This window comes from Kosakonia sp. S57, from assembly GCF_016516575.1.
Classification (GTDB): domain Bacteria; phylum Pseudomonadota; class Gammaproteobacteria; order Enterobacterales; family Enterobacteriaceae; genus Kosakonia; species Kosakonia cowanii.
Window position 1 is genome coordinate 78071 of the sequence record NZ_JACVUL010000011.1, and the last position, 21339, is coordinate 99409.

Annotated in this window: 22 protein-coding genes, 1 other RNA gene and 1 pseudogene; 20 read left to right on the forward strand and 4 right to left on the reverse strand. The window is 55.7% G+C overall.

The features are described 5' to 3' along the window. Position 1: 1 nt before the first annotated feature. From IAE48_RS12690 to IAE48_RS12770, 17 genes and pseudogenes are all read left to right on the forward strand, one after another. On the forward strand, positions 2–853 hold the full coding sequence (locus tag IAE48_RS12690) for a head maturation protease, ClpP-related (protein ID WP_094421133.1): 852 nt from the start codon (positions 2–4) through the stop codon (positions 851–853). 9 nt (positions 854–862) lie between these two features. Next, positions 863–2071: a phage major capsid protein gene (locus IAE48_RS12695; protein WP_200134610.1), complete on the forward strand. Its 1209-nt coding sequence runs from the start codon at positions 863–865 to the stop codon at positions 2069–2071. Between the two features lie 42 nt (positions 2072–2113). Then, entirely contained in the window at positions 2114–2446 is a 333-nt protein-coding gene (locus tag IAE48_RS12700; protein WP_200134611.1) for a head-tail connector protein, read from the forward strand. An 8-nt stretch (positions 2447–2454) separates the two neighbouring features. Then, positions 2455–2793, forward strand: coding sequence for a phage head closure protein (locus IAE48_RS12705; protein ID WP_200134612.1), 339 nt, complete (start codon positions 2455–2457; stop codon positions 2791–2793). Beyond that, positions 2790–3236, forward strand: a complete 447-nt coding sequence (locus tag IAE48_RS12710; RefSeq protein WP_200134613.1) for an HK97-gp10 family putative phage morphogenesis protein — start codon at positions 2790–2792, stop codon at positions 3234–3236. The genes IAE48_RS12705 and IAE48_RS12710 overlap by 4 nt, the downstream gene beginning before the upstream one ends. Next, positions 3233–3580: a DUF3168 domain-containing protein gene (locus IAE48_RS12715; protein ID WP_200134614.1), complete on the forward strand. Its 348-nt coding sequence runs from the start codon at positions 3233–3235 to the stop codon at positions 3578–3580. Before IAE48_RS12710 ends, IAE48_RS12715 begins: the two co-directional genes overlap by 4 nt. 60 nt (positions 3581–3640) lie before the next feature. Continuing rightward, positions 3641–4060: pseudogene (locus IAE48_RS12720) on the forward strand (hypothetical protein); the annotation flags it as partial. Positions 4061–4092: 32 nt separating this feature from the next. Continuing rightward, positions 4093–4482, forward strand: coding sequence for a phage tail assembly chaperone (locus IAE48_RS12725; protein WP_200134616.1), 390 nt, complete (start codon positions 4093–4095; stop codon positions 4480–4482). Then, positions 4482–4757, forward strand: a complete 276-nt coding sequence (locus IAE48_RS12730; protein WP_200134617.1) for a DUF4035 domain-containing protein — start codon at positions 4482–4484, stop codon at positions 4755–4757. The genes IAE48_RS12725 and IAE48_RS12730 overlap by 1 nt, the downstream gene beginning before the upstream one ends. Positions 4758–4810: 53 nt before the next feature. Next, positions 4811–5152 carry a hypothetical protein gene (locus IAE48_RS12735; RefSeq protein ID WP_200134618.1) on the forward strand — a complete coding sequence of 114 codons (342 nt, stop codon included), beginning with the start codon at positions 4811–4813 and terminating at the stop codon, positions 5150–5152. Positions 5153–5191: 39 nt separating this feature from the next. Beyond that, positions 5192–8683, forward strand: coding sequence for a phage tail tape measure protein (locus IAE48_RS12740; RefSeq protein ID WP_200134619.1), 3492 nt, complete (start codon positions 5192–5194; stop codon positions 8681–8683). 1 nt (position 8684) lies between these two features. Further along, on the forward strand, positions 8685–9023 hold the full coding sequence (locus tag IAE48_RS12745) for a phage tail protein (protein ID WP_200134620.1): 339 nt from the start codon (positions 8685–8687) through the stop codon (positions 9021–9023). Continuing rightward, positions 9020–9778, forward strand: coding sequence for a phage minor tail protein L (locus tag IAE48_RS12750; RefSeq protein ID WP_200134621.1), 759 nt, complete (start codon positions 9020–9022; stop codon positions 9776–9778). Before IAE48_RS12745 ends, IAE48_RS12750 begins: the two co-directional genes overlap by 4 nt. Before the next feature lies 1 nt (position 9779). Beyond that, the gene (locus IAE48_RS12755; RefSeq protein WP_200134622.1) at positions 9780–10490 is read left to right on the forward strand and encodes a C40 family peptidase; all 711 of its coding nucleotides are present in this window, start codon (positions 9780–9782) and stop codon (positions 10488–10490) included. Next, positions 10490–11089, forward strand: coding sequence for a tail assembly protein (locus IAE48_RS12760; protein WP_200134623.1), 600 nt, complete (start codon positions 10490–10492; stop codon positions 11087–11089). Before IAE48_RS12755 ends, IAE48_RS12760 begins: the two co-directional genes overlap by 1 nt. Positions 11090–11144: 55 nt before the next feature. Beyond that, complete coding sequence (locus tag IAE48_RS12765; protein WP_200134624.1) at positions 11145–14906, forward strand: phage tail protein; 3762 nt, start codon at positions 11145–11147, stop codon at positions 14904–14906. After that, positions 14906–15859 carry a hypothetical protein gene (locus IAE48_RS12770; RefSeq protein ID WP_200134625.1) on the forward strand — a complete coding sequence of 318 codons (954 nt, stop codon included), beginning with the start codon at positions 14906–14908 and terminating at the stop codon, positions 15857–15859. The genes IAE48_RS12765 and IAE48_RS12770 overlap by 1 nt, the downstream gene beginning before the upstream one ends. 5 nt (positions 15860–15864) lie before the next feature. On the opposite strand, the gene IAE48_RS12775 is transcribed toward IAE48_RS12770, so the two are convergent. After that, positions 15865–16116: a hypothetical protein gene (locus tag IAE48_RS12775; RefSeq protein ID WP_200133725.1), complete on the reverse strand. Its 252-nt coding sequence runs from the start codon at positions 16114–16116 to the stop codon at positions 15865–15867. Between the two features lie 151 nt (positions 16117–16267). Between IAE48_RS12775 and IAE48_RS12780 the strand changes: the two genes are divergently transcribed. From IAE48_RS12780 to umuC, 3 genes are all read left to right on the forward strand, one after another. Continuing rightward, a complete protein-coding gene (locus tag IAE48_RS12780; protein WP_200134626.1) occupies positions 16268–17683 on the forward strand; it encodes a phage tail protein in 1416 nt (471 codons plus the stop codon). A gap of 203 nt (positions 17684–17886) precedes the next feature. Next, the gene (locus tag IAE48_RS12785) at positions 17887–18171 is read left to right on the forward strand and encodes a hypothetical protein (protein ID WP_200134662.1); all 285 of its coding nucleotides are present in this window, start codon (positions 17887–17889) and stop codon (positions 18169–18171) included. A 1-nt stretch (position 18172) separates the two neighbouring features. Next, the gene (gene umuC, locus IAE48_RS12790) at positions 18173–19438 is read left to right on the forward strand and encodes a translesion error-prone DNA polymerase V subunit UmuC (protein ID WP_200134627.1); all 1266 of its coding nucleotides are present in this window, start codon (positions 18173–18175) and stop codon (positions 19436–19438) included. 197 nt (positions 19439–19635) lie between these two features. Here umuC and IAE48_RS24245 read toward each other — a convergent pair whose 3' ends face one another. From IAE48_RS24245 to ssrA, 3 genes are all read right to left on the reverse strand, one after another. Next, entirely contained in the window at positions 19636–19758 is a 123-nt protein-coding gene (locus tag IAE48_RS24245) for a hypothetical protein (protein ID WP_255564471.1), read from the reverse strand. A 26-nt stretch (positions 19759–19784) separates the two neighbouring features. Next, on the reverse strand, positions 19785–20162 hold the full coding sequence (locus tag IAE48_RS12795; protein WP_200134628.1) for a hypothetical protein: 378 nt from the start codon (positions 20160–20162) through the stop codon (positions 19785–19787). A gap of 664 nt (positions 20163–20826) precedes the next feature. After that, positions 20827–21189: a transfer-messenger RNA gene (ssrA, locus tag IAE48_RS12800) on the reverse strand. Positions 21190–21339 lie beyond the last annotated feature (150 nt).

The window sequence follows — 21339 nt, forward strand, 5'->3', positions numbered from 1 at the left end:
AATGAAGAAGATGAGCACTCTTCCGGCGGCGCCGGAGGGGCGGATTTCTGCGTCCGGAAAACGCGATCTGCCTGCAGCCGCTATTGAACGCTGGGACGGCAGCATTCGCGCTGCGGCGCAGTCGGGTGAGAACACCATCACCATCTTCGATGTGATCGGAGAGGACTGGTGGGGTGACGGCGTGAGCGCTAACCGGATTGCAGCAGCGCTCCGCTCGCTTGGCGGCGAGGATGTGACAGTCCACATCAACTCGCCTGGCGGGGATATGTTCGAAGGTCTCGCCATTTATAACCTTTTCCGTGAATACCAGGGGAAAGTCACCGTGAAGGTGCTGGGCCTCGCCGCGTCAGCTGCATCCATCATCGCCATGGCGGGAGATGAGGTCCAGATAGGCCGCGGCGCGTTTCTTATGATCCACAACGCCTGGATCATGGCCGCCGGAAACCGGAATGATTTCCGGGAATACGCTGACTACCTGGAGCCGTTCGATAAGGCAATGGCCGACATCTATGCCGCGCGTTCCGGCATGCCAGTCGAAGAAATTCAGTCGCTGATGGACAAGGAGTCCTTTATCGGTGGCAGCGACTCAGTGACCAGAGGCCTGGCCGACGCGCTGCTCTCCTCCGATGAAATTACCAGCGATGAAGAAAGCCCTGCGGCGGCTATCCGCAAAATTGATGCTTTTCTGGCGAAGGGCGGCATGCCCCGATCTGAGCGCCGGAAGCACCTGAAAGCTTTGGGCAGCATGCCGGGCGCTGCTGCCGAAGAAAACGACAAGCCGGGCGCTGTCGATGAAGTAAGCCCTGAAGTACTTAACTCCCTCAAATCTGCGCTGGCATCGCTCGGCGAATAAGGAAAAAACATGTCTCAAGTAAACGAACTCCTGCAGAAGGTAACGGCCAAACTGGAGGAGGTGTCCTCTGATTTCAGCAAAAAGGCGGAAGCAGCGCTCGCTGAAGCCCGTAATTCAGGCACGCTGTCTGCTGAAACCAAAGAATCAGTAGATAAAATCTCGCTCGAGCACAATGTGCTCAACGAATCCCTGAAAACGCTGAAAGCATCAGTTGGCGAGCTGGAGCAGCACGTTGCCAGCATGCCGCTCAACGCGGCGAAAGAAGTCATTCAGTCGGTTGGCCAGCAGCTGGTTTCGGCGGAAGTGATGAAGGATATCCGCTCCAGCATGGAAGGCGGCAAGCGCCTGAGCGTGCCGGTGCAGGCGGCAATCACCACTGTTGACGTTCCGGGGCAAATTATCGCCCCAACGCGCCTGCCTGGCATCGATCAGACGCCTAAGCAGCGTCTTTTCATCCGCGATTTGATCGCACCCGGCCGCACCCAGTCGAACACCATCTACTACGTGAAGCAGACCGGCTTCACCAACAACGCCGCGGTTGTGCCGGAAAACACCACCAAGCCTTACAGCGATATCCAGTTCGCTGAAGAGACGACGCCGGTGCGTACCATCGCCCACATGTTCAAGGCATCCAAGCAGATCCTGGATGACTTTGCACAGCTGCAGTCAACGGTGGACGCCGAGATGCGTTACGGCCTCAAGTACGTCGAAGAGCAGGAGATTCTGTTCGGTGACGGTACCGGCGCGCACCTGAAGGGGATTATCCCGCAGGCGGTTTCGTTCAACCCGGCGTTTGCAGTGGAAAAACAGTCCGGTATCGATGTGCTCCGTCTGGCAATGCTACAGGCGCAGCTGGCGCGCTTCCCGGCGTCTGGCCACGTCCTGCACTTTACCGACTGGGCACGCATCGAGCTGACCAAAGACGAGCTGGGCCGCTATATCCTCGCGAATCCGGCGCAACTCACCACGCCGACACTGTGGGGCCTGCCGGTGGTTGCGACCGAAGCTGTTCAGTTCCTGGGTAAATTCCTGACCGGCGCATTCAACTCCGGCGCGCAGTTGTTCGATCGCGAAGATGCCAACGTTGTGATCTCTACCGAGAACGCCGACGACTTCGAAAAGAACATGATCTCCATTCGCTGCGAAGAGCGCGTGGCGCTGGCGGTATATCGTCCGGAAGCGTTCGTGTTCGGTGCGCTGACGGGTGCCGGCAGCTAAACACCACAGCGGCCTGCGGGCCGCTATTTCTGAGGCTAAACCATGGCGTTTCTTGAACCGTCCATAGTCCGGAGCCATTGCCGTATCGATGATGATTTTACAGGTGACGACAACCTGCTTGAAATCTACACCGGAGCGGCGACGCGCTACGTTGAAACCTGGACGCGGCGAAAGCTTTACAAAACCAATGATGAGCCGGGCTTTGCTGATGATGAAGATCGTCTGCTTCTCAATGACGATGTGCGCACGGCGATGCTGCTGCTTGTCGGGCACTGGTACGCCAACCGGGAGGCGGTGGTAAGCGGTAATGCGCCGGCAGAATTGCCGCTGGCTGTCGAAGCTTTGCTGCAGCCTTACCGTATTTATGGTGTGTAGGAGGCCAGATGCAGGCGGGAAGGCTTAATCAGCGCGTCCGGATAATGAACTTCACTTCCACCCGGACACCATCCGGGCAGCCACAGCAAACGTGGCATGACGGTAGTGAGATTTTTGCCGAGATAAAGGGGATCAGCGGTCGGGAGCTTATTTCCGCCGGCGCGGAGCTTGCGGAAGCCACTATCCGCGTCTGGGTGCGCTTTCGCAGTGACATTACTGCAGCGTCAAAGCTCAGGGTGCTGACCGGTCCGTATAAAGGGCAGTACCTCGACGTAACCGGCCCGCCGGTTGCTGATTCAAAAGGTACGCAGCTCGAAATTCTGTGTAAGCAGGGGGTAAAACCATGATCGGCACTAACCTTGATTTCTCCGGTCTGGCGGGGTTGTCCGAAGATCTCGCGACACTCAGCAAAGCGGAAAACCGGAAGGTGATGCGCGATGCCACGCGCGCCGGAGCGACAATCCTTAAAGATGAGGCGGTGAGCCGCGCGCCAGTGAAAAGCGGGAAACTGAAGAAAAATATCGTCGTCATCACTCAGCGTGAGCGCAACGGGGCGATTGCTTCCGGCGTTCATATCCGCGGTACCAACCCGCGCACCGGCGCCAGCGACAAGACGATGAAAGCCAGCGATCCGCGTAATGCGTTTTACTGGCGCTTTATCGAAATGGGTACCTCGACCATGCCGCCCGCGCCGTTCGTCCGTCCGGCCTATGATGCGCGCGAGGAGGATGCGGTAAACGCCGCGTTCGCCGAAGCCAATGCGGCGATCGACAGGGTGCTTTCAAAATGACCGAAGCCGACGTTTATGCGCTGATCGGCGCGCTGGCCGACGGGCAGGTTTATCCCGGCGTGGTGCCGCTTAACAGCCAGGGTGAACCGGCAGTTGCGCCTCCATGGATCACATTCACGCTGGTGGATCAGGTCTATGGCGATACGCTTTGTGGCCCCGCAGAGGAAGACACAGCCCTGCAGGTTGATGTTTATGCGTCCTCGGTGGATGAGGCCCGGGCGCTGCGAGAACAGGCGATCGCCGCGCTGACGCCGCTGGGATTCACCCGCATGAGCAAGACCGGGGGTTACGAGCCCGAAACAGGCCTGCGCCGTGCAACCGCAGAAGTCCATGTCCTTCAGTAAAACCTACCCAGTTAATCCCAATACCGCCGCGAGGCGGTTTTTTTATATCCGGAGACAGCTATGTCCGCACTTTACGAAAAATCGCAGTTAACGAAGATCCTGATTTCTTCGCTGCCGGCAACGAAAGATACGATGGCAAGTGCCGTCTATCTTGATCTGAGCTGCACGATCAAAGAGGTACAGTTCACTGGTGGCCAGAAACAGGATATCGACGTCACCACCCTGTGCTCGACCGAACAGGAGAACACCAACGGTTTGCCGGCTCCATCGGAGATTTCGCTGTCCGGTAACTTCTTCAAAAATGCGGCACAGGATGCACTGCGTGACGCATATGACAATGACACGACGTATGCCTTTCAGGTGATCTTTCCGTCCGGTAAAGGCTTCCGTTTCCTGTCTGAAGTGCGTCAGCACACCTGGTCATCCGGTACCAACGGCGTGGTCGCGGCCACCTTCTCCCTGCGCCTGAAAGGCAAACCTGAAAACATCGAACCCGGTTCGTAAGGAAAATCATGTCCATTAAAGAGCTTGCCCTTGCGAAACACTCCGGGTTTCGTCATAAAACCGTCACTGTGCCCGAATGGGGCGGCGTGAGTGTCGTTCTGCGCGAGCCTTCGGGCGAAGCCTGGCTGCGCTGGCAGGAGATCGCCGGTACTGACATCAAGGCTGAAGAGCTTTCGGTGTCGGAGCGCGCGAACCGTAACCTGCGCGCTGATGTCGCGCTTTTTCTCGATGTGCTCTGCGACGAGGACAAGCAACAGGTTTTTACCCCGGACGATGAAGCGGAAGTGCGTGCCATCTATGGCCCCGTGCATTCCCGTCTGCTTAAACAGGCGCTCGATCTGATCGCATCCGGGGATGATGCCCGGGAAAAGTCGCCACCCCCGGCGTTAAATTCCTGATGTCGCTTGCGCTCCGCATGGGGCGCACGCTTTCAGAACTCAGGCAGAATATGACGGCCAGTGAAATGCTGATGTGGATTGAATACGACAGGATAAGCCCTGTCGGCGATATCCGCGCGGATATTCAGGCAGCGCAGATCGTCTCTGCCGTATATGGCTCGCAGGGTGCAAAAGTGCCGTTAACTGATGCCATTCTGCAGTGGGGGGGAGAAGAGCAGCAAGATAAGGATCCGTTTGCCGGGCTTGAGGAGGCGCTTACAGAGGCAACTAAGTGACAAATTAACTTATTCTGTTTAGCATTAACTTACTTATTAGTAAGGGAATGAATATGAAGATCGCAATAGTTACTCTTTTGTCTCTTATTTATTTAACTGGATGCAAACCGTCTGAAAAAGATTATATCAACCTTGGGGAAGGTCTGGTTAAAAGTACTTTAAAGGATCCGGAAAGCGCAAAATTCGAATCTTTCTTCAAACAGTCCGGTGAAAGTGATGGATATGTTTGTGGATATGTAAATGCAAAAAACTCTTATGGTGGCTATACAGGAAAAAAACAATTTTATGTATATGTGGATGTTTTAGATGGAAAAATAAATTCTAATGGTCCTGTGAAAATCATTAATGAACAGGATCACCAAGAAAAAGAAAATTATAAGTTGTTCTGCCAATAAAAACCGCTCCGGCGGTTTTTTTACGTCCGGAGAATGGTAATGGCAACGCTTCGCGAACTTATTATAAAAATTTCTGCTGACTCCAGCTCATTCCAGAGTGAGATCACCCGCGCCTCTCGCATGGGCTCCGACTATTACAGAACAATGCAGGCGGGAGGCCGCCAGGCGGCGGCGGCGGCTAAAGAAAGTGAAAGGGCGTTATCTGATCTCACTAATGGTTTTGCCTCAGCAGGTAAAGCCGCAGCTGCGGCAACTGCGGCTTTTGCTACAGGGAAGCTGGTGCAGATTGCAGACGAATGGAACTCAGTGAATGCTCGTCTTCAACAGGCTTCTGCTTCGGCTGATGATTTTGCGACTTCACAACGTCAGCTTATGGAAATCAGTCAGCGCACGGGTACAGCGTTCTCTGATAATGCCAACCTCTTTGCCCGCGCAGCTGCATCGATGCGCGAATACGGATATAGCTCTGAAGAAGTGCTCAAAATCACTGAAGCCGTTTCAACCGGGCTCAAGCTTTCAGGTGCGAGCACACAGGAATCAAGTTCGGTTATTACGCAATTTAGCCAGGCACTTGCTCAGGGCGTATTGCGTGGCGAAGAGTTCAATGCGGTCAACGAATCCGGTGATCGGGTCATCCGTGCCCTTGCCACAGGCATGGGCGTAGCGCGCAAAGATCTTAAAAGTATGGCCGACCAGGGCAAGCTCACGATCGATAAAGTTGTGCCAGCACTAATGAGCCAGCTTGGGGCGTTACAGGGTGAGTTTGCAACGATGCCCCAAACTGTTTCAGGCTCATTGCAAAAAGTCACTAACTCATTCATGGGGTGGGTCGGAGGAGTTAACGCTGCAACGGGTGCCACGGATGCGCTGTCCGGTGGCCTTGATGGTGTAGCCCAGACACTGGACTCCTTTACTTCATCCGCCGTCAGCGGTGCTCTGAGTGATGTTGCCGACAATATGTCGGTTATCACTACCGTAGCAGGTGCGCTGGTGGGTGTTGGCCTGGCTAAGTATCTCAGCGGAATAGTTACCAGCGCCACGAGTGCGACAGGTGCTTTGATCTCTGCTGCGAAATCAGAAGTTGCCCTCGCTGTAGCCCAGGACAGGGCAGCCCAGTCAGCTGTGGCGGCTTCCAGAGCTGACGTCTATCGAGCACAGCAAGCCTTGCAGAGAGCAAAGGGCGCTGATATTCAGGCCGCGCAACAGGAAAAAATTGCAGCCGCAGAGGCAAAGGTAACAGCAGCACAGGCCAGGCTCACGACGGCTCTTGCCGGAGGCACAGCAACTGAGAAAGTCAGGGCCAGAGCAGCGCTTGAGCGTGCTCAGGCTGGTCTTGCAGCGGCTAAAAATGCGGACGTACAGGCAGTTGCTGAACGACGACTGGCACAGGCAGAGGCTGCGCGTGACAGGAACCTGGCCAACCGTGTCTCGACCCAAAGTAATTTAAACAGTGTCACCGCTGTCGGATCGCGGCTCATGAGTAGTGCTCTGGGGATTATCGGTGGCATTCCAGGGCTCGTGATGCTTGGCGCAGGGGCATGGTATGCGGCATATCAGAATCAGGAACAGGCTCGCCGTTCTGCTCAGGAATATGGCAGAACGATAGATGAGATAAGCAAAAAGACCAGGGAAATGTCTTTGCCGGAAGCTTCCGACAATAGTGAAAAAGCCAAAAAAGCTCTTGATGAACAGAACAGGCTTATCGATGAGCAAAAAAGCAAAATTGAAAGTCTGAAAGAGCAGATTGCCGGATCGCAGTATCTAATCAACAACCCCGGCCCGACTACGAAAGGTGGTTTCATGATCAACCACCTTACCTCTCTGAAGACTGTAACTGATGACCTGTCGACTGCAACTGAGCAGTTGTCGGTTGAACAGGAAAGACTTTCTCAGATGCAGGAGAAAGCAGCCTCCATTCAACAAACTCTCGAGGGGCTCCAGTACCGTCGGGTCTCGCTGATTAGAGAGGAAGCGGCTAATCAAAATTCTGCCTACCAGTCTCTGCTGATGATGAACGGGCAGCATGAAAAATTTAACCAGTTGCTCGGACTCGGCAATCAGTTACTGATGGCCCGTCAGGGGATGACCCTGGCACCCCTGCGAGTTCCTCAGGCTGAAGCCTCGCAAAAACAGACCGAGGCGCTCGAAAAAAGCCGACGCGAGCTGGCCCTGTCCCGCCTGAAAGGCGAGGCAAAAGAGCGCGCACGGCTTGGCTATGCTGCTGATGAACTCGGTCTGACGGCTGATCCGCAATTCCAGACCAACCGGCTTGAGTACATCAATAACGGGCTTGAAGAGTGGCGCAATAACGAGGCCAACAAAAAGCAGCCCAAAGGGCCAAAGACGGACGAAGAAAAGGCCGCTGATGCTTATAAAAGGATGATCAAGCAGCAGAAGGAGCAGATCGCCCTGCAGGGACAGAGCACCGAACTCGCCAGGGTAAAATACCAGGTGGTTGAGGGAGAGTTGTCCACCCTGGACAAGGCGCAGAAGGCTGAACTGATGCGCAACGCAGCCTTAATCGATCAGGTCAAACTGCGCGAGCAGCTGCGTAATTACGAGGCGAATCTCGCCGACAGCAACGCCAGCGCCCGGGCGGCCAATGATGCACAGCTCATCGGTTACGGTCAGGGCACCCGGTTCCGTGAGCGGATGCAGGAGCAGTTCAATATCCGCAAGGAGTTTGAGCAGAAGAATACCGATCTGCTCCGGCAGCGGCAGGCCGGGGATATTGACGAAACCTTCTACCAGCAGGGCCTGGCACTCAACAGACGCTATCTGGAAGAGCGGCTGCGCGACCAGGAGGGATATTACACCGCTTCCGATGCGCAGCGCGGTGACTGGTTAACAGGCATGTCAGAGGGCTATGCGAACTGGGTGGACGAGGCGACGGACTACGCCGGAATGGCTGCAGACGGGATGAAACAGGCGATGGGCGGGGCGGTGACCACCATTACCGACATGCTCAACGGCAATCTCGACAGCTGGAAAGACTGGGGCATGAACGTCCTGAAAATTATCGAGACCGTTCTCGTTAATATGATGGTCGCGAATGCCGCGAGTTCTCTCGGCTCACTCTTCAGCTTTGGTGCCTCATCCGCCGCAACGGCCAGCAGCGGGACGGCCATTCAGAGCGCCGCGTCAAATTTCACCTTCAATGCCGCCGGCGGCGTCTACGACTCACCGTCTCTCAGCGCCTACAGCAACGGCATTTATCAGACGCCCCAGTTGTTTGCCTTCGCGAAAGGGGCCGGGGTATTTGGCGAGGCGGGTCCGGAGGCGATTATGCCACTCACACGGGCACCTAATGGTGATCTTGCTGTGCGCGCAGTAGGGATGCCGCAGTTTTCCGGCGGCGGCCCGTCCGTGTCGTTCGGCGATATCAACATTCAGGGCGGGGCGCAGTCGACGGCAGGTCAGGGGGCTGCAGCATCTGCCGGCAGGCAACTCAAGGATGCAATCGTGACGGTGATTAATGAGCAGGCCAGCATGCCGGGCTCGCCATTGTGGCGGCTTTTGAAAGGAGCGTAATATGGCAATTGAGACCTTCTCCTGGTGCCCGAAGGTGGCCGCGCAGGCAGATACCAGCTTCCGCACCCGTAAGGCGCAGTTTGGCGATAACTATGCGCAGGTGGCCGGGGACGGTATCAACCCGGTCACACCCCAATGGAGCGTGAGTTTTACCGGCGATGAAGAGTATGTCCTGGCCATAAAGGCCTTTCTGACCCGGCACGCCGGCTGGAAGTCCTTCATCTGGAAGCCGCCCCTGGAGCCTGCGGGGCTATGGCGGTCTGAATCCCTCCAGATAGCCACCCACGGCGCAGATCTTTACACCCTCAGCACCACATTCATTCAGGCATACCATCCATGAGCATTTCATCTGATGTCCAGAAACTGGAGCCGGGCAGCCGTGTCCGCCTTATAGAGGTTGACGGCGAAGCGTTCGGCGCCGGCATTCTGCGGTTTCACAACGAAACCCTCCCTCACACAGAGGCCGAGATCATTGCTGCGGGCGGCGATGCGTCAAAGCTTCCGCCGAAGTCTGTCTGGTGGCAGGGGCTGGAGTACGGTGCGTGGCCCTTTGAACTGACCGGCCTGTCCGTCAGCAGCGACGGGCAGAGCGCCCGACCAACACTGACCGTGGCAAATATCAGCGGCACGATAGGCGCGCTCTGTCGCCGCTTTCAGGGGATGGCTAAGGCAAAAGTGATTATCCACGAGACCTTCGCTCATTATCTTGATGCCCGCAACTTCTCCGGCGGCAATCCTGCCGCTAACCCGAATGAGGAGCGCAAACAGGTCTATTACATCGACCGTAAATCCAGTTCGGATGATGAAACCGTGGAATTTGAACTGTCCAGCCCGGCAGATCTGCGGGGACAGCTCATCCCCACGCGTCAGATCCAGCCCATGTGCACCTGGTGCATGCGCGGCTGGTACAAAACCGGGAATGGCTGTACCTATGCCGGCCAGAATGGCTGGTTTGATAAGGACGGAAACCCGGTCGACGATCCTTCGAAAGATGTGTGCTCAGGCCTGCTGTCCACCGGGTGCAAGCCGCGGTTCGGCGCCAACAACGAGCTCGATTTTGGCGGGATGCCAGGCGCGTCACTTCTGAGGGGGTAATATGCGGGACAAGACAATCAGCGCGATTCTGGCGCATGCGGCGCAGACCTTCCCGGCTGAATGCTGCGGTGTGGTGATCCAGAAGGGGCGGGTGGAGAAGTATATCGCCTGCCGGAATCTGGCCGCCTCCCCGGAGGAGCAGTTTGAACTGTCGCCGGAGGATTACGCGGCAGCCGAAGAGCAGGGCACGGTGGTTGCCGTGGTGCACAGCCACCCCGGCGACGGTGCCACGACGCAGCCGAGCGAGCTCGACATGCTGATGTGCGACGCGACCGAAGTGCCGTGGGTGATCGCTTCATGGCCTGAAGGCGATATCCGCACCATCATGCCGCGCGGCGATCGCCCGCTGACAGGGCGTCAGTTTGTTCTCGGGCATGCTGACTGCTGGTCTCTTATCCGGGATTACTTCCGCACTGAACACGGTATCGCGCTGCCCGACTACAGCGTCGATCGCCACTGGTGGGAGGAGGGCGAAAACCTCTATATGGATAACTGGTACGCATGCGGTTTCAGGGAATTCGACGGCCCCTCCCGGCCGGGCGATATGGTCATTATGCAGGTGCAGGCCAGCGTGCCGAATCATGCCGGCGTCCTGCTGGAGGGAAACATGCTGCTGCACCACCTGTACGGGCAGCTCAGCCAGCGCATTCCGTATGGCGGCTATTACCGTGACCGGACCATTAAAGTTTTACGGTACAAGGACCTGATGTGATGGAAAAACGGACTGTTATCAAACTGAGCGGATCGATGGCGCAGCGCTTCGGGCGCACTCACCGCCGGGTACTGTCCTCTGCCAGCGAGGTTTTCAGGGCGTTGTCCAGCACGGTTGAAGGCTTTGAGGATTATCTCCGCGAGGCGCGCGCCAGGGGGCTCGATTTCGTCATCTTCCGCGATCGCCGCAACATCAGCCAGGAAGAGTTTTCGCTTCTCGGCCCCGGCGATGAGCTGCGCATCATTCCGGTGATCCGCGGCAGCAAGCGTGCCGGCATCTTCCAGGCGGTGCTCGGGGTTGCCCTGATTGCCGGGGGTATCGCCCTTGGCCCTGCCGGAGCCGGGCTTATCGGTAAAGGGGTCGCGCTGAATGTTGCGCTGGTCGGCGCATCGATGGCGCTGGGGGGCGTGGTTCAGCTGCTGTCGCCGCAGGTGGCGGGGATGAGGATGCGTCAGGATCCGGATAACAAGCCCTCCTATGCGTTCGGTGGCCCGGTCAACACCACCGCCAGCGGCAACCCGGTACCGCTTCTCTACGGCCAGCGTGAGATCGGGGGAGCCATCATTTCAGCCGGCATTTACGCGGAAGATCAGCAGTAAGCCGGTACGTGATTACTTAAAGCCGCCTGCGGGCGGTTTTTTTTATGGGCGCAATATGACCACGACAATTATCAAAGGGCGTAAGGGCGGTGGCACAAAGACCCGCACCCCGGTGGAAGCCCCGGACAGTATTCAGTCGATAGCCAGAGCGAAAATCCTCGTCGCGCTCGGCGAGGGGGAGTTCGCCGGCGGCCTGGACGGGCGCAGCATTTATCTTGGCGATGCGTCATCGTATACCCCGCTGCAGAATGCCGACGGCAGTTTTAACTTCAACAACGTAAAATATGAGTTCCGCTCCGGCACTCAGGACCAGAGCTATATTCAGGGCTTTCCGGGCGTTGAGAATGAGCTGCAGGTTGCCTACGAACTCAAGGCTGCCGTGCCGTATGTCCGCTCTGTCTCCAATACCCAGCTTTCAGCCCTGCGCATCCGCCTGGGCTGGCCCTCGCTGCTGAACCAGAAAGATAACGGCGATAAAGTGGGTACGCGCGTTGAGTATGCGATCGACCTGTCTGTGGATGGCGGCGCATATGTAACGGTGATCGACGGTGCTGTCGATGACAAGACCACCACCCTCTATGAGCGCAGTCACCGTATCGACCTGCCAAAAGCCACCACCGGCTGGCAGATTCGCGTGCGCCGGATAACGCCGGATTCAACGACGGTGAATGTTGTGGACAGTATGCGCGTTGAGGCGGTCACCGAGATCATCGATGCGAAGCTGCGTTACCCCAACACGGCGTTGCTCTACATTGAATTTGATGCGAAGCAGTTCCCGAACGGCATCCCGCAGGTCGTGTGCAATCCGAAGGGGCGTATTATTCGCGTGCCTGATACCTACGATCCGGAAACGCGAACCTACTCGGGCACCTGGGAAGGCGCGTTTAAATGGGCGTGGACCGATAACCCGGCGTGGATTTATTACGACATCGTGCTGAATGAGCGGTTCGGGCTTGGTCAGAGGATTGATGCGACCCAGATTGATAAATGGGAGTTGTACCGCATCGCGCAGTACTGCGATCAGCCGGTACCGGATGGCAAAGGTGGCAGCGGTATGGAGCCGCGCTTTCGCTGCAACGTCTACATTCAGGAGCGCAATGACGCCTGGACGGTGCTGCGCGACCTGGCCGGCATATTCCGTGGCATGACCTACTGGGGCGACAACAAGCTGTATGTGCTGGCTGATATGCCCCGCGATATCTGGCACATCTATAACCATGCCAGTGTGGTCGACGGTAAGTTTACCTTCGCCGATCCGAGCGAAACCACGCGCAACACCGCCGCGCTGGTCAACTGGTCCGATCCGGCGAATCACTACAAAGACACGCCCGAAGTGGTTTATGACAACGATCTGGCGATGCGCTTCGATTACAGCCAGCTCGAAATGACGGCCATCGGCTGCACCCGGCAGTCAGAGGCTAACCGGCGCGGGCGCTGGGCGCTGCTCACGAACGGTATCGGTGAGGTGGTGACGTTCAGCACGGGTATGGATGTTCCCCCTGTCGGCGAGGTGATCGGCGTGGCCGCGAACGAACTGGCAGGCAGGGTGATTGGCGGCAGGGTAAGCGCGGTGAGTGGTCGTAATATCACGCTTGACCGTGCCGCGGATGTCAGCGCCGGCAACCGGCTCTTTCTTAACCTGCCCTCAGGTGTGGCGCAGGCACGGACCGTGCAGGCGGTCAACGGCAATATCGTCACCGTCACCACTGCCTACAGTGAAACGCCTGAGGTGGAGTGCTGCTGGGGTGTGGATGCTGACGATCTGTTTATTGCGCTCTTCCGCGTAACCGGCACCCGTGACAATGACGACGGCACTTTCGAGGTGACCGGCGCGACGTACAGCCCGGATATTTATGCCGCGGTCGATACCGGCGCGCGGCTCGATGAAAGGCCGGTCAGCGTTATTCCGCCCGGCGTGCAGGCGCCACCGGAAAACATCGTCATCGACAGCTATTCGACGGTCAGCCAGAACATTGCGATCACCACCATGCGTGTTGCCTGGGATGCTGTTAAGGGTGCAATCGCCTACGAAGCCGAGTGGCGCCGCGACAGCGGCAACTGGGTGAGCGTGCCCCGCACCTCCTCTCTTGGTTTCGAGGTGCCGGGTATCTACGCCGGACGTTATCTGGTGCGGGTGCGGGCGGTGAACGCCAGCGATGTCTCGTCCATATGGGCGACCTCTGCCGAAGTGTCACTCACCGGGAAAGTGGGTAATCCGCCGAAACCGCTCGGCTTCACCGCCTCGGAAACGGTCGTGTTTGGCGTCGAGCTGAACTGGGGATTCCCGGCAAACACGGATGACACGCTGAAAACGGAGATCCAGTACAGCCTGACCGGAACCGACGAGGATGCCATGCTGCTGGCCGACGTGCCTTACCCGCTGCGCAAATATCAGCAGATGGGCCTGAAGGCCGGGCAGGTTTTCTGGTACCGCGCGCAGCTGGTGGACCGGACCGGTAACGAATCCGGTTATACCGGCTGGGTACGCGGGCAGTCCAGTACCGATGTGACAGACATTACAGAGGCGGTGCTCGCGCAGATCAAGGACACCGAACTGTTCAAAGACCTGATCGAGAACGCCGTGGAGAGCAGCCAGGCGGTCGCTGATCTGGCTGAGGCAGTGAAGCAGAACGCCGACGGCCTGGCTGCAGCTGCAGGCGCAAACCGCCAGACGGCAGAAGCCATTATCGGCAATGCTCTGGCGATTGCGGATGTGGTGGTGCGCCAGTCAGCCCAGCAGGGCGCTAACTCCGCAAAATTCGAGCAGCTGCGCGAGGTGATGGCTACTGAAACCGAAGCGCGCGTTACCGATGTGATCCGCCTGGAAGCAAAGACAGATCAGAATGCCGCTGGCATCACCGAAGTGCGCCAGGCGCTGGCAAACGAAACCGAGGCACGGGCGACAGCTGTCGATCAGCTTACCGCGCAGACGGAAGAGAACAAGGCCAGTGTCACAGAGCTGACGCAGACCGTGACGGATCTCGACTCCTCGACCGCCTCGCGCTTTGACGAGATATCGGCAGAAATAGCGGGCATTGATGGCAGCGATATCAGAGGGGGAATACAGAGCAACTCGATCGCGCTTATCACCAGCACGCTGGCGCAGGTCAGTCAGTCCACCCGAATGAGCGTGCAGTACGGCGCTAACGCCGCAGGTATCCAGCGCGCTGATAACGTGATGGCGGATGCCAGCCAGGCTGTTGCCGAGTCGCTCAGGGTGCTGGATGCCAGTGCGGGCGGCGGCACGGCAAATGTCACTGATTTTGCGAAAACGATGGCTGATTTTTCGCAGGTCTCCGCGACCAGACTCAACTCCCTGTCAGTGACGGTAAACGGTCAGCAGGCAGCAATCGTCCAGAATGCTCAGGTTTCGGCCGACATCAACAATAACCTGAATGCGATGTACAGCATCAAGGTGGGTGTGGATGCCAATGGCCGCCAGTATGCTGCAGGGATGGGGATCGGTGTGCAGAATTCGCCGGCGGGCATGCAGTCGCAGGTGCTCTTTCTGGCTGACCGGTTTGCCGTGATGTCGCAGGCAGGCGGAACGGTAAGCCTGCCGTTCGTGGTGCAGAACGGGCAGACCTTCATCAGCGAAGCCTTTATCAATTATGCGTCGATCACCCTCGCCAAAGTGGGATCGTGGTATTCCGCCAACTATGTGGCCGGGCAGACCGGGACCATCATGAAGGCGGACGGGACGTTTGAGGTCAACGGCGCGGTATCGGGCCAGGGAAGGATGCAGATAACGAACAACCGCATCATCTCTTTTGACGCACAAAACCGGCCGGCAGCTGTTATGGGGCAACGCTTATAATGCAGATGTTTATAGCAGGTACCAGCTTTGACGCCATCAACGCCATGGCGGCCAGTTATGTTCTGGATGTCATTACCATCACAGGTGCCGGGAGTAAGACCTACTCCCTTGCCGGGGTGGAACTGACGTATGCCATCGTGAATGACTTTATGGGAGGGCAGTTTACCGGGGCAACCTACAGCGTCAGTGTCAGCGGCCTGACGGTATCATGGAACGTCAATAACGCCGTCACCCTGATTGTGTACGGCAGCCCGGTGGCGGGCACACAGAGCGACTACTTTGGCTTTCAGCTCTTTCAGTACCTGAACGGGGTGAGGACGGTCAAACTGGCACCTAATTATGTCCCGTTTTGCCTGCGGGAAATCATCGATGTGCCTGCCGGCGCGCGAACGGTGCAGACGCAGGTTCCGGCGGGTAACCCGGTCATGTGTTTTCACCGGCACACCGGGGCGGCAATGGACATCAGCTGGTGGAAGCCCGCCACGGCCAACGGGTATCACGCGCTGCAGTTTCCCACGGACGGCAGCAATCAGACAGGGTGCCGGGTGTATGTGTTTTCGAATATTCTCGCGAATATTCCGGATTACGGTTTCTATCTTTACCGCGACGGGCAGATGGTCTGGCACAGCAACTGCCTTCCTCTTCAGGTTATTCCGCTGACGAACGGGGATATCACCCGCGACACGCCGCTGGCGGTATCGTCCAGCGTCACGGCGCACATCTTCGTGCCACAGGACCCTGCTTATCCGACGGGGTACAGCAACTTTATGTGTGCATCAGCGGGAAATGACGGGACCCGGTATAAGGTGCAGGTGGGAAAAGTATTCCAGAGCACCTTTATCAGCAGTCCCGACGAGGGCAGGCGAATGCGGGGGTGGGCATGTGGCGGTGTGGGGTATATCGAAACGCAGTTCTATGACCAGTACTACAAATATGCACTAGGCCTGGCCTGATGTTATCACTCCGTCAGCGGCAGCCTGTCGCAGGACGATGTATCCGTAAACGCACTCCGTTCAACCCACTGATAACCAAAGCTGCCGCCGGAGAGATATTCGGTGGTGCTGACCGGTTTTCTTATGCCGAATACCGGTACCGCCACCCGGCTTTTCATCACCACCGCCCCGTTATAGCACAGCGGCGGCGTGTTGCTTGCGCAGCCTGATGCCATTAACGAAACCAGCACAACCGCTGCAGCGTTAATCATTTTCATCTTTATTCCCTGAACAGTATGGATGTCAATCCATTCTATTGGCCGCCTGGTCAGGCGCTAAATAGATTAAACAGATCAATATTTCCTGATTGATCGACTTTATCGATCGTTTATACGCGCGCCGTATTCTGGCGCCATGCCCGGAGAAAACATGATTTACACAACTGGCTCTATCGCGGTCAGCGGCAATACGCTGACAGGCACCGGAACAAATTTCACCGCAGCAGGCTCTCTTATCCGTAACGGCTGCACGGTGCTGGCACTGACCAGCCCGGCGCAGGCGTTCCAGATCACCGCCATCGATGGCGCTACCAGTCTCACCGTAACCCCGGCTGCCAGCCCGGCCGTTCCGGAGGGTACTAAATTTGCCATTCTGCTGAGCGACAGCCTTTCTGTTGACGGTCTGGCACAGGATATCGCTGAAACTTTCACGATGTACCAGCGCTACATGGGTGGCTTTGCTGACGTGATGAACGGGGCCGGCGACGTGACAATCACCATCAACGGGCAGCCGGTCACCGTACCCGGCCAGAAAGCGCTGGCGAAGAAGGGCGCTAACAACGACATCACCTCGCTCAGCGGGATGACTACAGCGCTGAGTATTGAGCAGGGCGGTACCGGAGCAAAGACGAAAGCGGATGCACGCCTGTCTTTGTCAGCCGCCTCATCCGGGGCCAACTCAGATATCACCTCTCTTGGCGGGCTGACCACAGCGCTTAGTATCACGCAGGGCGGCACAGGGGCTAAAACGGCATCAGATGCCCGCGGCAGTCTCGGGCTTGGTAGCGCCTCAACGAAAAACACCGGAACAAATCCGGGTGAGGTGATGGAGGTCGGCGCTTTTTCACTCGGAACTGACCTTTCATCAGCGCCAACAAATTCAGGGCTTTACCCGGTTAACCGGTTTATCCAGATCCCCTCTGCGGGTGGTAATAACCCTGTACCCGGCACAGGAGGCGTAGGGCTCAACTTTGCCCTGAGCGCCAACTATGGTTTCCATCTTCTCGCATCCATTGGAGGAACAGCCAGGCTGTTTGGGCAAAGCGTTAACACTCAGGCCGGGTTTGGCGCGCGGGTGGAATTTTACAGCACAGGTAACACCACGAGAGCAACTGACGGGACAATTCGGGCTGCTTCGCCGATTGTACGTATTGTCAAAAGCAAAGAATACTGTACCCGGCCAGATATTGATGAGCTTGATTTTAAGTGGTGCGGTGCAGGGGTGGCTAACGCAGAAGCCGAAGGGGTGACAGTAGAAAGACCGTCTACCGGTGTTTATCTGCTTAAGGGTTCTGACGGTCTGGCTAAGTCTGGCTGGCAAATGTCACCGCCACGTGATCCGCAAGGTTCTGGCGATATGGGAATCGTTGAAGCAGAGCAGGGGGAGGACGGCTCGTTAATCATTCGACTCTATAAGCGCCGTTACGTGATGACCGACGACGGTGAAATCGAGGTAGCTAAAGGGGCGCCTATCGATGTTCCGCCTACCAGCTGGATCGATATCCGTCTCGATATGCCGGAAACCAGTATCTGGAATCAACGCAATGCAGGTTCGCAGGAGCAATAAAAAAGCCCCGGCGACGGGGCAGTTACATTCCGCGCCTGTCTGGTGCAGGCTACGGGGCTGTATTAATTTTAGACCAATAGCAGTTTAACTTAAGAAAAATTCCCGGCAGTTCAGGCCGTTGACAAATCTTCTTGCCGCTTCGCCTTGATAACGCTCTCGCTTATGAATACTGTATATTTAAACAGTAATTAAGCGAGGCTACTATGACACATCCTCTTTTTTCCATCAGCGGACTGAATCCGGCGGCGCAGTACATAGAAATCGGCTCGGACGTTCTGGCTGTGGAGCAGCGTTCAGAAGCCGACGCTGGCTGTATGCTGCTGATAGCTTTCATGGGCCGCCGGCAGGTCGCGCGGTTATGCGGAGCGGCATTGATCACGGAAGACGGGGAGGCGATTGAGGGCGACGCCCTGGATGACGTGGAAATGCTTGGCGTGGTTACCCACATCATTCGCCCCGCGGCATTCGACGATCACCCGGTGATGTAAGATGTTCGCCCTCGTCGATGCCAACTCATTTTATGCGTCGTGCGAACAGGCGTTCCGGCCAGAGCTGGACCTCGTGCCTGTTGTTGTAGCGTCGAACAATGACGGCTGCGTGATCGCCCGGTCAGCGCTTGCCAAAAAGCTGGGCATCAAAACCGGTGATCCCATTTTCAAGAATACCGATCTTTTCCGGCACCACGGCGTTGTCTGCTTCAGCTCAAATTATGAATTGTACGGGGATATGAGCCACCGGCTTATGTCGACGCTCGAGGAGATGTGCCCCAGGGTATTTGTTTACAGTATCGACGAGGCTTTCTGCGATCTGACCGGCGTGCGTAACTGTCGCGATCTGACGGACTTCGGGCGTGAGATTAAGCGGACGGTTTACCAGCGCACGTTGTTACATGTGGGCGTTGGCATCGCCCCTACAAAGACGCTGGCCAAACTGGCGAACCACGCCGCGAAGACATGGAAGGCAACTGGCGGCGTGGTGGATTTATCAAACGTTACCCGCCAGCGGAAGCTGATGGCACTGCTGCCCTGTAATGAGGTATGGGGAATCGGATCGCGGATCAGCAAGAAGCTGGCGACCATGGGAATAAAAACGGCGCTGCAGCTGGCAGATGCCGATATACGCTTCATCCGCAAACACTTCAGCGTGGTGATAGAGAGAACGGTGCGCGAGTTGCGCGGCGAATCTTGCCTGGCGTTCGACGAGTTTCAGCCGGCGAAGCAGGAGATCTGTTGCAGCCGGTCTTTTGGGCAGCGCGTCACCGACTATACGGAAATGCGGCAGGCGATTGTGAGTTATGCCACGCGCGCGGCAGAGAAGCTGCGCGGAGAACATCAGTTCTGTCGGTATGTATCTGCCTTCGTTAAAACCTCGCCTTTTGCGCTAGATGAACCCTATTACGGCAAGCATGCCGGAACAAAGCTGTTAACCCCAACGCAGGACACACGCGATATTGTGGCCGCTGCTGTGCGCTGCCTCGATGCGGTCTGGAAAGATGGTCACCGGTACCAGAAAGGCGGGATCCTTCTGGGAGACTTTTTTAGCCAGGGTGTGGCGCAGCTGAACCTCTTTGACGACTCCGCACCACGGGCAAACGCCGCGGCGCTGATGGATATCCTGGACTCAGTGAATGAACGGAACGGTCGGGGCACGCTGTTTTTTGCGGGGCAGGGGATTGAAAAGAAATGGCAGATGAAAAGGGAGATGCTGTCGCCCCGCTGGACTACCCGACTGACGGATGTGCCGCGGGTGTTTTAGCAGGTGAAATCGCTGCTGAAAGGAGGTGAATCAGGACAGGGGTTTTACCTTCGTTTACCTTCGACAAATTTCAGGTATAAAAAAACCAGCCGTAAGAGGCTGGTTTTTCTTAAGCAGTGTTGAAAAGCTCAACCCTGTATGAAGGTATACTAAACCATGGATAACAAAAACCCGGCTAGGAGCCGGGTTTTGCTGTATTAAGCTGCTTTACGATTCTGCTCTGCCAGCAGTGCGTCTTTGCGAGCCTGCATTTCTGCAACGATTTCATTTAGGCGGTTGGCAAGTTTAAGCATTTTGGTCATGCTTGTTTTTTTATCCATGAGATCCTCCGGTTGGGGGTGGTCGATCAGAAGATGTTGAGTCGGCTCAACATGGTAGAGCTCTGCGCACAAAGCTCCGGATTCTTCTGTCGGATATCATTAATTAACATTTCAGAAAGCAGCAAAGCTTGTTTCAAGTTAATGTCGTCATGCTGTTGGGCTTCAACCTGCAACTCAGCGATGATCTCTTCAAGTTCTTCCAAGGAGGGATCAACGATTTTGCTTAACATGTCCATACCATGTTCATCAAAGCTTCTGATAACAAATGCTATCAAGCTGATAACAGCAATTTTGACACTGTTAAGATCACTTTCTTCAGGAGTAGCACCTAACTCTTGTTTTCTGACGGCAACTAACTTCAAATAACTTTGATGCTTATCTGCATCAGGAACATTTTGGGTCATTAAGTATACTCCTTAAATTGTACCGATCAACACCATTTTCAAGTAGTGCTATCACGTATAATGAACAATGAGGCACTAATCGCTAAAATGTGGTTCTGACCAACAATTCCAAGAAGTACCGTCCAATCGAACTACTTTATACTCGTAACATCGGCAACTTGAACAGAAACTTTACGATGAAATTTTTGAATCTGTTTGAGCAAACTTGTATGAAGCAGTATAGCTACTTTGTATGAACTTCCATGTAGCATTTATCTCAATTTCACTCATATATAAAACCAATACTTCTTACCTATTTATGAAACTAAAGTTTAAGTAGTTATTTTTATAAAAATCTTAAAATTATCAACGATATAGTGTTTTTGGTGTGATTGCGGCGCATCCTTTGTAGGAAATTAAAAAAGTGCGGTTAGAGATTTGCGGTTGGGATGGTTAAGTGAGATTTGGAATGTATCTTGAGTTAAGAGGTAGAAGCGGCAATTTCTTAAAATTGTTAGCAGCATTAAAAAGCAGAAAAGCCCGCATTTGCGGGCTTTTTTGTCACTTGGGAGCCGCGGCTCCTTTGCGTATCCTTTTTTGTCCCTTTGGTGTCCGGTCACCGTCCGGGATAAGCGGCTAACTTACTGTTTTTTAAGACTCTGTCCTGCCACTGTCCATGTATATTTGGTGGAGCTGGCGGGAGTTGAACCCGCGTCCGAAATTCCTACATCCTCGGTACTACATGCTTAGTCCGTCTTTACATTCGCCGGCCAGCTGCGGAAGGACACGCCACTGACAGACTAGCCTGATTAGTTTTAGCACTTCAACCCCAGGCAGGGCATCCGCGCGATCTCTTTTGGGTTTGACCTCTCTTGATCCCCGTCCTAAGAGCGGAGGCTAGGGAGAGAGGGCTCTAAGCAGGTTATTAAGCTGCTAAAGCGTAGTTTTCGTCGTTTGCGACTATTTTTTTGCGGCTTTTTACGAGGCCAACCGCCCCTCGGCATGCACCTTGGGTTTCGCGAATCCCGTCGAATCCAGAATCAGCCCCAAAAGTGTGAAAAGAAGTATAGCAAACTTTCACCGTGACATGCCAGTCCATATCCGCAACGTTTTTACTTTCAACCATTTGCCTGTTTTATAACCAACTGCTTAAGCAGGATCGTTATATAGAAAAGCAATTATTTCAGACGTAAATAAA